Genomic DNA, 14,089 nt, shown 5'->3' on the forward strand with positions numbered 1-14,089 from the left:
TTGAAAAGTGTTAGGGTTTTGTTATAGCGATGCAATTTACAATAATTATACATTCAAACAAGTAAAATATAAATTTTAACGCTCCTTTTTTTAGTTCACAAATTATTAAACGATTGCTTTTTAAATTTAGTATAATTTATCTTTATTAGTACTAAAATATCTTCAAATAATTTGCGTTATTTGAATACGATTATGAAAAGACTCTTTTTACTACTTTTTTTTAGCTTTTTTATGCAGTTAACTTTCTCTCAAGTTAACAATTCTGTACTATCTTCTGGAGATTGGTTTAAGTTTTCTGTAGATACAACAGGTGTTTTTAAAATTGATAAAAACCTTCTACAACAAATAGGTATTTCTACAAATGGGTTAAATCCTAAAAAAATTCATGTTTATGGTAATGGTGGCACACTTTTACCAACATTAAATTCAGATTTTAGATATGATGATTTACAAGAGAATGCTATATATATAGATGGAGAAAGTGATGGTGTATTTGATAATTCTGATTTTATTCTTTTTTACGCTAAAGGACCTCATGATTGGACTATTGATGCCACAAACAGAACAGCAAGACATAGACAAAATATTTATACAGAAGAAGCCTACTATTTTATAACTGTTACTAATGACAATGGAAAGAGGATTCAGCCCAAATCGCCAATAACAGCAAGTGCAACAACACAAATTATCAATTTTGATGATTTTACTTTTTATGAAAAAGAGGAGAAAAATATTTTATCTGCAGGTACACAATGGTTTTTTAACGAAGATCTTAATATAGAAAATACACAGAATTTTAGAATACTTTTTCCGAATGCAGTTCCAAATGAGGAAGTTAAAATTAGAGTTAGAGGAGTTTCTACTTCTGTCGTTTCAACGACTTTAAATGTTAAGGCAAACAATTTGGAATTATATAATCTTACATTTAGTTCCGTAAATCCATCTTCATTAACAAAAGCAAATACATCAGAAAGAACGGCTAGTGTTGTAAACTCTTCTAATGTTATAGATATTTCTATGACATATAATAATAATGGAAACCCATCAGCAAATACATTTTTAGATTTTATTGAAATTATAGGAAAGAAACAATTAGTTGCAGATGGAAAACAATTCTCTTTTAGAAGTTTCGATCAAGCAAATACAGCAGGAGTTGTAGGTTTTCAAATAAAAAACGCAAATAATGTTTTTCAAATTTGGGACGTTACCAATTCAATAAATCCTACAAATATTGTAAATGAAAATGCTGCTTCTGATTTTAGCTTTAAAGATGCTGCAGGAATTTTAAAAGAGTACATTGTTTTAAATGAAAATGATTTTTACATTCCTAAAACAATTGAAAATTCAAAAGTTGAAAATCAAAATTTACATGCATTAAAAGATATCAATTATATTGTAATTACAAATTTTGAACTATCAAATCAAGCTCAAAGATTAGCAGATTATCATCAAAATAACTCTAATTTAACTACAAAAGTGGTACAGTTAGATGATATTTATAACGAGTTTTCTTCTGGGTCTAAAGATATTACTGGTATCAGAGATTTTATCAAAAATGTTTATAACACAAATTCATCTGCGGACAAAAAATTAAAATATGTTTGCTTTTTTGGTGATGCTTCTTTCGATTATAAAGACAGAATTTCTGGGAACAACAATATTGTGCCCGTAAAACTATCCGAGAGTAGTTTTAATTTAGCAAGTTCATATGTTACTGACGATTTTTTTGTTATGCTAGATGATAATGAAGGAAACATGGTTTCATCTCATACAATCGATGTTGTTTCTAGTAGAATTCCTGTTTCTACTATTACACAAGCAAAAGACGTTGTAGATAAAATTCTTACTTATTATAGTAAAGAATCAATTGGCGATTGGCGTAATACAATTACTTTACTGGCAGATGATATAGATGAAGTAGGTGAAGAAGTTTTACAACAAGGAGTAGAATCTATTGCTGATGAAATTAAAGTTACCAAGCCAATTTTCAATATTAATAAAATTTATGCAGATGCTTATGTACAAGAAAATGCTTCTGGAGGTGAACGCTACCCACAAGTAAATGCAGCAATTACAAACGCCATTGAAAAAGGAACTTTAGTTTTCGATTACTTTGGTCATGGAGGTGAAGATGGTTTTGCATCAGAAAGAATCTTAGTAAAACCTCAAATTCAAGATTTTAGCAACCCAAATACATTGCCGCTTTTAATTACCGTTACTTGCGATTTTTCTAGATTCGATAACCCAAATAGAATTACTGCAGGAGAATTAACATTGTGGAATAATTCTGGTGGAGCAGCAAGTATGATTACCACAACAAGAGAGGTTTTTATTTCTGTTGGACAAAGTTTTAATGAAGACTTAATTAGAGTTTTATTAGAATTTAATAATGAAGATTTAACAATTGCAGAATCATTAGTGAAAGTGAAAAATCAGTTTTCAAATACGCAGAAATTCTTTATTTATTCATTCGGAGATCCTGCAATGAAACTAGCGGTTCCAGAAGCAAATGTTCGTATTACTAAAATGAACGATAAAGATATTACACAATCTTTAGATACGTTAAAAGCACTTTCTAAAGTCAGTTTTGAAGGTGTTGTGGTAGATAATTCAGATGTGATTTTAACAGATTTTAATGGTTCTTTGTCAACTACCGTTTTTGACAAATCTTTAGATAAAACAACTTTAGATAATGATGGATTCGGAATTAAAATGACGTTTGACACACAAGATAGTAAATTATTTAGAGGTAAATCTACCATAGAAAACGGTGTTTTTAAATTCGATTTTATTGTTCCAAAAGATATTAAAATTGCCTATGGAAAAGGAAAATTGAGCTTTTATGCTGAAAATGGTGAAACTGATAAAGCAGGTTATAACTTTGATGTAGTTGTTGGTGGTATAAATGAAAATGCACCAGAAGATACTTTAGGCCCAGAAATAAAACTATTTATGAATGATGAGTCTTTTATTGATGGAGGAAATACTAATGCATCTCCTAATTTAATTGCAGTTTTATCTGATGCAAGCGGAATTAACACTTCTATTACTGCGGTAGATCATGATATTGTTGGTGTTTTAGATGGAGATACAACAAACCCAATAATTTTAAATGATTTTTATCAAACAGAATTAAATGATTTTACCAAAGGAAAAGTAAATTACAAGTTGCGAGATTTAGAAGTTGGTCCTCACACATTAAAATTAAAAGCTTGGGACACTTACAATAATTCCTCTGAAGCAACGTTAAACTTCGTGGTTGTTAGTGATGCCATATTAAATTTAGAAAATGTTTTAAATTACCCAAATCCTTTTGTAAATTACACCGAGTTTTGGTTCAATCATAATAAACCAAACGAACCATTAGAAGTTCAAGTGCAAGTTTTTACAGTTTCTGGTAAATTAGTAAAAACAATCAACCAAAATGTACAGACAACGGGTAATTTATCAAGAAATATTAATTGGAACGGTTTAGACGATTTTGGAAATAAAATAGGTAAAGGAGTCTATATATATAAATTAAAAGTAAAATCAACAATTAGTAATTTGGTTTCAGAAAAGTATGAAAAATTAGTAATACTCCAATAAAAGTTACATATTTACAATATAAATAAGAAGAAAAGAGGATGAAAAAAACAGGGATTTGTATACTAATTTGCATTTTTGGATTTGCAAAAATGAATGCGCAAACAGAAATAGATACTAGACAGATTGGCGGAATTACAACTGCAATGCCATTTCTATTAATAATACCAGATGCAAGAGCTGGTGGAATGGGTGATATGGGGGTAGCAACTTCTGCAGATGCTTTTTCTTTGTTTCACAATCCATCTAAAATGGCATTTAGTAATAGACAAGTAAAAGCGGGTATTACCTATTCTCCTTGGTTACGTAATTTAACGGACGATATTTTTACTGGAAGTTTAACATACATGAACCGTTTTAGTGAAAACGCAGCTTGGGGAGCAGATTTAAAATATTTTTCTTTGGGGCAAATAGATTTAACAGATAAAAACGGTTTATCAAACGGAACAATTAACCCGAATGAATTGGCATTTACAGGTTCTTATGCATTAAAGTTAAGTGAAACATTCTCTATGGGAGTTTCTTTAAAATATTTACGTTCTAACTTAACTCTTACAGGAGTTTTTGGTAATTTAAAACCAATAGGTTCTTTTGGTGTAGATGTTTCTGGTTATTATCAATCTTTAGAAGAAAATTACGGAAACTTTAACGGGCGTTATAGATTGGGTTTCAATATTGCTAATATAGGTCCAAAAGTTTCTTATGTTCCGGGAACTGATCAAAACGATTTTATACCAACCAACTTAAAATTAGGTGGTGGTTTCGATTTTATTTTAGACGATTACAATATTATTTCAACTAATATTGAATTTACAAAACTTTTAGTTCCAAGTCCACAAACAGATGGATCAGACCAAACAAAAGGATGGATTGAAGGTATGTTTAGCTCTTTTGGTGATGCAGAAGGCGGATTTAGCGAAGAAATAAAAGAATTTACGTACGCTTTAGGTGCAGAATATTTATACAACAATGCATTTGCATTACGTGCAGGATATTTTCACGAAAGTGAAACGAAAGGAAATAGACAATTCTTTACATTAGGTGGTGGTTTTAAAACCAACGCTTTAAATATTGATTTATCGTATTTAATTAATGCTTCTGATGTAAACAATCCTTTAGAAAACTCACTTCGTTTTTCTTTATCGTTTGATTTAGGCGAGGTTTATGAAGATTATTAGAAGTCATTAAAATTTAGTAAGTTTATAAAATATTAAAAAGCAGTCAACTACAGACTGCTTTTTTTGACTAAAATACTTTTATGAGAAAAATTGAATTTTCAGCATCAGCAACCATCTTTAAAGATATTACAGAACTTTCTTCAGAAGATAAAGTGTTGATGGATAAAGCAATCGAAATTAGAAAAACAGCATATGCACCATATTCTAAATTTAATGTAGGTGCAGCTTTGTTACTAGAGAATAATGAAATTGTTTTAGGAAATAACCAAGAAAGTGCTGCATATCCATCCGGAATGTGTGCAGAAAGAGTTGCTATTTGGAAAGCCGGATCTAGTTTTCCTGGAGTAAAAATCAAAAAATTAGCAATATCTGCAAGTTCTTTAATTTCTAAAGTTGATAAACCTGTAGGCCCTTGTGGAGCTTGTAGACAAACACTGTCTGAATATGAAATTAATCAAAAACAACCTTTTCCAGTAATTTTTATGGGTGAAGTTGGCGAGATTGTAAAAACAGAGTCCTTACTTTCTTTATTGCCTTTTTCTTTTGATAGTTCTTATTTATAGAGGTAAGCTGTCATTCCGAACCAAGAATGAGGAGGAACCTCATAATTCAAAAATTCATGAATTGGTAGTGAAAAATTAGAAATTAATTATGAAACCAGATATTTCTTCACGAAAAGACTTAAAACGAATCATCACTAAATTTTACGATCTATTATTAGTAGATAAAAAAATGATTCCTTTTTTTGAGGACATTGTTGCGCAAAATCATTTAGAAGAACATTTAGAAATTATTACAGATTTTTGGAATGATATTTTGTTTGATACAACTACTTATAAGAACAATACCATGCAAAAACACATAGATAAAAATGCTTTTATAAAGTTCGAAAAAGAACATTTTGCAATTTGGACATCGTATTTATTTCAAACTATTGACGCTAACTTTAGTGGGATAATTGCACACAACATGAAAAATAGAGCGACCTCTATAGCTACTGTAATGCAACTAAAAATGAATGTTTTTAAAAAATAACTTCTCTATTTTAAAAATCGAAATTGCTACTGAACCTATTTTGAGTTTCCCATTGTTATGCGTGCATAGTAAATTAATGCAGATTTATTTTGTTATTTTTGTTTTATAATATAATCTACAATATGATTTTATCTAAAATTACAGGAACAGGTACTTATATTCCATCTTTAAAAAAGGAAAATGCAGCATTTGAAAATGAACATTTTTTAAATGAAGATGGCTCTACTTTTTCATCAGAAAATGATATAATTATAGACAAATTCAAAACCATTACAGGTATTGAAGAAAGACGTTATGCTAAACCAGAATATACAACTTCAGATTTGGCTTTTTTTGCATCGCAGAAAGCTATAGAAGATTCAAAAGTAAATCCAGAAGAATTAGATTACATTATTGTAGCTCATAATTTTGGAGATGTAAAACAAGGAACTATCCAAAGTGATATACTACCAAGTATAGCTACTAGGGTAAAATATAAATTAGGTGTAGAAAACCCTAATTGTGTCGCTTATGACATTCTTTTTGGTTGTCCTGGTTGGGTAGAAGGAGTTATACAAGCGCAAGCATTTATAAAAGCAGGAATTGCAAAAAAATGTTTGGTAATTGGCGCAGAAACTTTGTCTAGAGTTATTGACAAGCACGATAGAGATTCAATGATTTTTAGTGATGGAGCAGGAGCTTGTATTGTTGAGCAAACTAACGAAGCAGATTCAGGAATTATAAGTCATGCAACACAAACTTTCTCTAAAGTAGAAGCTAATTATTTGTATTTCGGAAAGTCTTTTAATAAAGAAGAAGATGAAAATGTTCGTTATATAAAAATGTTAGGAAGAAAAATTTATGAATTTGCTATTACAAAAGTTCCTGCGGCAATGAAAATTGCTTTAGACAAAAGTGGAGTTGGAATAGATGATGTTAAGAAAATTTTCATTCATCAAGCAAATGAAAAAATGGACGAAGCTATTGTAAAGCGCTTCTATAGGTTATATAAGCAAAAATCGCCAGAAAATATTATGCCTATGAGTATTCATAAATTAGGGAATAGTTCAGTAGCAACTGTACCTACTTTGTTAGATTTGGTATTAAAAGGTAAAGTTGAAAATCATCAAGTAAATAAAGGTGATATAATTATGTTTGCTTCTGTAGGAGCAGGTATGAATATCAATGCAATCGTATATAAATACTAATTTTTTATACGAATTACTTCGCATTAACTACGAATTCTAATTAATCGTAAAAAAACCTCATTTTCAGTATAAAAATTTAATCTGAAATAGTATTTTTGCGCATGCAACAACACCACGTACTTATTTTAGATTTTGGATCGCAATACACACAACTAATTGCAAGAAGAGTAAGAGAATTAAACATTTATTGTGAAATTCACCCATATAACAAACCACCACAAAATTTATCAGAATTTAAAGCGGTTATCTTATCAGGAAGCCCAAATTCGGTAAGAGGAGAAAATGTTTTACATCCAGATTTATCAGAAATTAGAGGTACAAAGCCTGTTTTGGCTGTTTGTTATGGAGCGCAGTATTTAGCCCATTTTTCTGGCGGAAAAGTAGCACCATCAAACACAAGAGAATATGGTAGAGCAAATCTATCATTTATAAAAAGTGGTGAAACTTTCTTTGAAAATATTTCTGAAGGAAGTCAAGTTTGGATGAGTCATTCAGATACAATTAAAGATTTACCAACAAATGGCACGCTTTTAGCAAGTACAAAAGATGTACAAAATGCCGCATATAAAATTGAAGGAGAAGATACTTTTGCAATTCAGTTTCACCCAGAAGTATATCATTCTACAGACGGAAAACAATTATTAGAGAACTTTTTAGTGAAAATTGCTAAAGTTGCTCAAACCTTTACACCAGATTCTTTTGTAGATGAAACGGTTAAAGAAATTAAAGAAAAAGTAGGGAATGATAAAGTTGTTTTAGGGCTTTCTGGAGGTGTAGACTCTACAGTTGCAGCAGTTTTATTAAACAAAGCAATTGGAGAAAACTTGTACTGTATTTTTGTAAATAACGGTCTCTTAAGAAAAAATGAGTTCGAAAGTGTACTTACTCAATACGAAGGAATGGGTTTAAACGTTAAGGGTGTAGATGCATCTGAACGTTTTTTAACTGCTTTGGCAGGTTTATCTGATCCAGAGAAGAAAAGAAAAGCAATTGGTAATGCATTTATAGAAGTCTTTGATGATGAAGCGCATCAAATTAAAGATGTAAAATGGTTGGCGCAAGGAACAATATATCCAGATGTAATTGAGTCAGTTTCTGTAAATGGTGGTCCATCTGCAACAATTAAAAGTCATCATAATGTTGGTGGTTTACCAGATTTTATGAAATTAAAAATTGTAGAACCATTACGTATGATTTTTAAAGATGAAGTTAGAAGAGTAGGCGCTTCTATGGGAATTGATAAAGAGTTGTTAGGACGTCATCCTTTCCCTGGTCCAGGTTTGGCTATCAGGATATTAGGAGATGTTACTCCAGAAAAAGTTCGTATTTTGCAAGAAGTAGATGCTATCTTTATCAATGGATTAAGAGAAGATGGTTTATATGATAAAGTTTGGCAAGCTGGCGCAATGTTACTTCCTGTAAACTCTGTAGGGGTAATGGGAGACGAAAGAACGTATGAAAAAGTAGTTGCTTTAAGAGCAGTAGAAAGTACAGATGGGATGACTGCAGATTGGGTAAATTTACCTTATGAATTTCTGCAGAAAACGTCTAATAAAATTATAAATAATGTAAAAGGTGTAAATAGAGTTGTATATGATATTAGCTCAAAACCACCCGCAACAATAGAATGGGAATAGAATATATGAAACATTTAAAGTTTTTTGTTTTTCTGTGTATTTTAACGTTTACAGTTTCCTGTGGACAACAGAAAAAGTACATAGAGTATAAGGTAAAGGAAGGCGAAACAATGCGTACCATTGCCAAAAATTTGGATATGAAAACTCGAGATTTACTTCGTTTAAATCCTGATGTTAGTAGAAAACCAAATGCAAATACTGTAATTGTTGTTCCTAATAAAAAAATGATCACTACTGATAAAACGGTAAAAACAATAGTTACTGATGAAGTAGTAGATGAGGTGGTAAATAATACAGAAAAAGAGATTAATGACACTCTTTTAGTAGATCTAAAAAAGGACTTTGTTATTTATGAAGTGAAAAAAGGAGATACTTTTTACAGCCTAACTCGTTTTTATAATGTTTCTCAAGAAGAATTAATTGTTTTAAATCCTGAATTATCTGAAGGATTAAAAACAGGTCAAGTAATAAAGATTAAAGCAATTGAAGAAGGAGAAGTTGTAGAGAATTCTATTTATGAAGATTTTATTGAAGAAGATATTTCATTAAAAGTAGCTATGCTATTACCTTTTAAAGCAAATGAATTTGATTCTATTTCTCATAAAAATATATTTAACAAGAGTGCTTTAGCAAATTATGTAACAGATTTTTATTTAGGGGCAGAAATTGCCGTAGATTCTTTAAGAAAACAAGGGGTTAAGATTGAATTAAATGTTTTTGATACTCAAAAAAATAGCACTAAAATAAGACAGATTCTTTCAGAAAATGATTTAAACAGTAATGATGTAATTATTGGCCCTTTATATTCTGAAGAAGCAGAAATAGTAGCTGATAAAGTAAAAGTACCAGTTGTATTTCCTGTTTATTCAAAAAAACAGTCTAATTTTTCATCTTCTAAATTGATAAAAACTACTCCAGAAAAAGAAGTTTTTAGAGAGGAGTTAGTTTCTTTTATTAAAGAGAATTTCAAAAAAGGAAATTTGATAATTGTCGGTGATGGTAAATCCAGTTCAAACATATCTAGTAGTAAGATTATTCAGTCTTTAGAAGCGCATGATTCTATCTCTAAAGTCCATTTATTAAAACCAAACAATGGTTATATAAATAAAGAACGTTTTTTAAAAATATTAAAACCAAACCAGAAAAATTGGATAGTATTAACGACCAATGACAATGTTATGGTTGCAGATGCTTTAAATAGTTTAATAAGTTTACCAGACTCAACAAAAGTTAAGGTTTTTACTGCTGACAAAGGAAAAGCTTTTGATAGAATAGATAACTTAAAACTAGCTAAAATTGGTTTTACTTATGTAAGTGATGAATATGTAGATGAAGCATCTCATACAACTCAATTATTTAACCAACAATATTATAGTAAAAATAAAGCATTGCCTTCTTTTTATGCTACAAAGGGTTTTGATATCACTTATGATATTTTAATTAGATTGGCATCAGGAGAAAAACTTACAGCAACTTTTAATGAAGGAGCTTCGTATAGAGTAGAGTCTAAATTCGATTATAATAAAAAGCTTTTAGGTATAACTGAAAACAAAGGCTTGTTCATAGTACAATACAATAATGATTTAAGCTTAACAAGGCTAAAGTAATTATAGATTTTAAATATATAAACTAAAAAATCCGCTGAAAAGCGGATTTTTTTTATGGAGTAAAGTGAAGTATTAAATTTTCTTCATTTGATTTTTCATCATTGTCATTTGTTCTTTTAACATTCCGTGTTTGTCTAGTTTTTTAGCCTCTGCCATTAAATTAGTTGCTTCACGTTTACGTCTTTTTGTCATTGCAATTCCTGCTAATTGTAATTTTGCCATTGCTAAATCATGATCCATTGCCAAGCCTAATTTTACAGCCTTTCTTAAATATTTTTCAGCTTGTGTAATATTTGTTTGACTTAAGATGATTCCATGTAAGTAGTTAAAATAACCTTGTTGTTTTACAATTAAAGCAGCTTCAGGGTTTTTAATATATCCCAACCATTTTTTAGTTCCTTCGAAGTTTTGCTTACGTAATTGTAAAAATGCTAATAAGATAAACTCATTTTTAAAGTATAATAAGACAAAGATTCCTGCTAGTAATAAGATGGAAATTCCATTCATAATATTACCTTGACTAAATTGATAAACTGACCAAACTGTAATTAAACCAGCTAAAATTAATTTTATATTTTTATGAAACATAGTGTTTGTTAAGATTTATTTTGAGGAGCAAAAATACATTTTCTTATGAAAATAGTTGGTTACTTATCTTTAAAATTATTTTTTGTAAAACTTTAGATGTTTAATGTAGGCTAATGTTCCTAAAACAGCAACAAAACCTAAAGAATAGTATATAGCTGTGGGCGTTATAACTCTATCTCCACTTGCGTAAGAATGCAAACCAGCTAAATAGAAGTTTACTCCAAAATATGTCATCATAATAGAAGCATAGGCAATTATAGTCCATAAATTAAAAGTATATCTACCACGCAAACCTGGAATTAAACGCATATGTAAAACAAAAGCATAAATCATAATAGAAATTAGCGCCCAAGTTTCTTTAGGATCCCAACCCCAATAACGTCCCCAACTTTCATTAGCCCACATACCGCCTAAAAAGTTACCAATAGTAAGCATGATTAAACCGATTGTTACGGTCATTTCATTAATTATGGTAATTTCTTTAATATTTAAAACCATTTTATTTTTGTTCTTTTCTGTAGTAAAAATGATTAAAAAGAGTGCAAAAACTCCTAAAATCATACCTAAAGAAAGTGGACCATAACTTGCAACAATTATAGAGGTATGTACTAAAAGCCACCAAGAATTTAAAACAGGTTGTAAGTTTGCAATCTCTGGGTCTAACCAATTTTGACTTGCAAAAAACAATGTAACTGCAGATATAAATACAGTTGCCGTAATTGTTAAAGCAGATTTTCTACCTATAAGTAAACCAAATAACATGGTTGCCCAAGCTACAAAAATAATAGACTCGTATGCGTTACTCCAAGGTGCGTAACCACTGATATACCATCTAGTAATTAAACCTAAAGTATGCAATAAGAAAAAACATATTGTAATAATAATTAAAAACTTTATAATTGTTCTAATCCATTTTTTATTGTTGAAAATTTGCATCACAACAAATATTATTAGTAATAAACTAGTAAAGCCGTAATATTTTATTAATCGATTGAAAACTTTAAATTTATTATAAGAAATTTCTGAATCAACTTGTTTCTCTGAAAGAATAACTTCTGCACCAAATTTTTTCTGAAACTTTTTAATCCCGTCTAAAATTTGATTTGCTTTTGAATAATCATTCGTCCTTTTTCCTTCTTGTAAAAATTGAATATAAACGGGTAAAGATTGACGGACAAATACAGAGTCCGTAGCTTTAAAATTGGCAGTTGAAGTTTCTGGTTGTGAAACCCATGTATTGTTTTCATCATTAGGAATTGGGTAAATTTTTAAAATTCCACCACCAATTGCACTGTAAAGTAAACCAATTCTTCTGTCAATTTTAATTAAATCTTTTTCAAACTTATTTCTTATTTTTTTCTTTTGAGATTCTGCAACTTTTTCTTTTATTTTATATACACCTTTTGGTGTTATAAAATCTGATAATGCAGCATATTTAGCAGTTTGTGGAACTCCAATAAACTCTCTAATTTTGGTGTTTCCTTTTTCTAAATAAATTACAGGAACATCAAACCAAAGCCTAGGGTTTTCAATAATAGAAAGTAAAACCTGACTAGGTTCCATTCCTTTAAAGTTTTCTGTTTTACTTACTTTTCTAACTAATTCAGAAGCAAAAGTATGTGCAGGTTTCATTCTACCAGCATCTTGTATTACCAATTTATTAAAACTTTCTGCGTGTTCTAATGAGATTAAATTGGCTTTTAAAATTGAGTCTATTTGTTGGTTGGTAATTTTATTTGGCTGATGTTCTGTATGCTGTGCAAAACTAATAGTTGATAAGAATAAAGTTGCAACAATAGACATTGTTAGTTTTTTCTTTCTAATTTTTTTTAACCTGTTTTTTAAGTCATCAAAACGTGTGTGTTTGGCAAATAAAATACAAATTAGACCTGTATATAAAAATGAATATCCTAAATAGGTAAGAAAAGTTCCCCAGAAATCATGATTTACAGACAAGTGTGTTTCTTCTGTTTCACCAGATAAATCATAACTAGATTGAAAGAATTTATAACCTTTGTGATCTAAAATATGATTCATAAAAATTTTATAATCAAATTTATCTTTACCATCAATAACAGTAACCTCACTAGCATAAGAAGCAGCACTTTCTGATCCAGGATATTTTTCTAACTGAAAGTCATTTAGTTTTACACTAAAAGGAGTTTGCATAATTTTTGCACCGTACCAAAGCCTAAAATTTAAATCACCAACCGTAAATTGCTCTGCATTATCATTACTAAACTTACCACCTGTAAGTTCTACTCGCTTGGTTTTATCGTCTGCAGTGATATCTAAAACAATTACATCTAATTTTTTATCATCTTTTGGTCCGCTAACAGTAGTCATAATACCTTTTTCAGCAGGTCTAGGAACCACAAATTGCAAACCAGCAATATTGTGCAGTGTTAAAAACTGAAAGTGTTGTATAGAATCTTTTGTTATATTTCCTTTTTTCTGATCGGCCATTCTAAACCAATCTCCATCTGCTTTTGCAGACATTTTTAACTTACCTTCAATTGTTTTAAAATTGATAGAAGCATTATCATCTTCAGCATCAAAACCTACTAAAATTCCATGTATGTTTTGTAAAGTTCCTTTTTTAATCCAATGTTCATGTCTAGTTCCTTCTGAAGATTCTACAAAAAATAAGTGTTCAATTCCGTTTTCGTCCTCCACTAATTTTCTTTCTGCCCATGGAATGTAATCTACTAAATCTACCTTGTAATCTGTTCCTTTAAACTGATCAGAAAAAGACCAATTATTATTTCCCCAAGCGGATAAAAGAATTTTTTCATGTCTTGTTTTTTGGACTTTACTGTTGTCTACAACCACATTTACGTAGGTGGTTTCTGATAGGAATTCGTTGGTAGTTTCTCCTTCATTAATTAACATAATTCCTTCAAAACCAGCATACCTTGTAACTCCTGCGCCAATAATTATCATTAAAAATGATGCATGAAACATTAAAACTGGCCATTTTTCTTTTTTATATAAGCGATATCTAAATATATTTCCAAAGAAATTAATTACAAAGAATATCATAATAGCTTCAAACCACCAAGTGTTGTAAACTAATGCTTTAGAGGTTTGTGTGCCAAAATCGTTTTCTATAAAAGTAGCTACTCCCATTGCTGTAGCAAATAGAATAAATAATACAGCCATTAAACGAGTAGAGTATAGGAAATTGAATAGATTTTTCATCCTTAAGTATTGCTTTAAAAGTCTTGCGAATTTACGGATAAAAGCACAAAAAACAGTTGTGGTTTTACGGT

The 14,089-nt window shown here is 29.9% G+C and carries 9 protein-coding genes; 7 read left to right on the forward strand and 2 right to left on the reverse strand.

Features of this window, described 5'->3' with window-relative positions:
• Positions 1-192 precede the first annotated feature (192 nt).
• From porU to V3V28_RS14065, 7 genes are all read left to right on the forward strand, one after another.
• The gene (porU, locus tag V3V28_RS14035) at positions 193-3,588 is read left to right on the forward strand and encodes a type IX secretion system sortase PorU (RefSeq protein ID WP_331365643.1); all 3,396 of its coding nucleotides are present in this window, start codon (positions 193-195) and stop codon (positions 3,586-3,588) included.
• 38 nt (positions 3,589-3,626) lie between these two features.
• Positions 3,627-4,763: a type IX secretion system outer membrane channel protein PorV gene (gene porV / locus V3V28_RS14040; protein ID WP_331365644.1), complete on the forward strand. Its 1,137-nt coding sequence runs from the start codon at positions 3,627-3,629 to the stop codon at positions 4,761-4,763.
• Between the two features lie 80 nt (positions 4,764-4,843).
• On the forward strand, positions 4,844-5,326 hold the full coding sequence (gene cdd / locus V3V28_RS14045; protein WP_331365645.1) for a cytidine deaminase: 483 nt from the start codon (positions 4,844-4,846) through the stop codon (positions 5,324-5,326).
• Between the two features lie 88 nt (positions 5,327-5,414).
• Entirely contained in the window at positions 5,415-5,798 is a 384-nt protein-coding gene (locus tag V3V28_RS14050; protein ID WP_331365646.1) for a group III truncated hemoglobin, read from the forward strand.
• Between the two features lie 122 nt (positions 5,799-5,920).
• Positions 5,921-6,985: a 3-oxoacyl-ACP synthase III family protein gene (locus V3V28_RS14055; protein ID WP_331365647.1), complete on the forward strand. Its 1,065-nt coding sequence runs from the start codon at positions 5,921-5,923 to the stop codon at positions 6,983-6,985.
• Positions 6,986-7,086: 101 nt separating this feature from the next.
• On the forward strand, positions 7,087-8,622 hold the full coding sequence (gene guaA, locus V3V28_RS14060; protein ID WP_331365648.1) for a glutamine-hydrolyzing GMP synthase: 1,536 nt from the start codon (positions 7,087-7,089) through the stop codon (positions 8,620-8,622).
• Positions 8,613-10,229, forward strand: a complete 1,617-nt coding sequence (locus tag V3V28_RS14065; RefSeq protein ID WP_331365649.1) for a LysM peptidoglycan-binding domain-containing protein — start codon at positions 8,613-8,615, stop codon at positions 10,227-10,229. Before guaA ends, V3V28_RS14065 begins: the two co-directional genes overlap by 10 nt.
• Positions 10,230-10,301: 72 nt before the next feature.
• Here V3V28_RS14065 and V3V28_RS14070 read toward each other — a convergent pair whose 3' ends face one another.
• Together V3V28_RS14070 and ccsA are read right to left on the reverse strand one after the other, a co-directional pair.
• The gene (locus V3V28_RS14070) at positions 10,302-10,817 is read right to left on the reverse strand and encodes a DUF2892 domain-containing protein (RefSeq protein WP_331365650.1); all 516 of its coding nucleotides are present in this window, start codon (positions 10,815-10,817) and stop codon (positions 10,302-10,304) included.
• A 75-nt stretch (positions 10,818-10,892) separates the two neighbouring features.
• The gene (gene ccsA, locus V3V28_RS14075) at positions 10,893-14,018 is read right to left on the reverse strand and encodes a cytochrome c biogenesis protein CcsA (RefSeq protein ID WP_331365651.1); all 3,126 of its coding nucleotides are present in this window, start codon (positions 14,016-14,018) and stop codon (positions 10,893-10,895) included.
• Positions 14,019-14,089: the final 71 nt, after the last annotated feature.

It is taken from the genome of Polaribacter sp. (genome assembly GCF_036480315.1).
GTDB lineage: Bacteria > Bacteroidota > Bacteroidia > Flavobacteriales > Flavobacteriaceae > Polaribacter.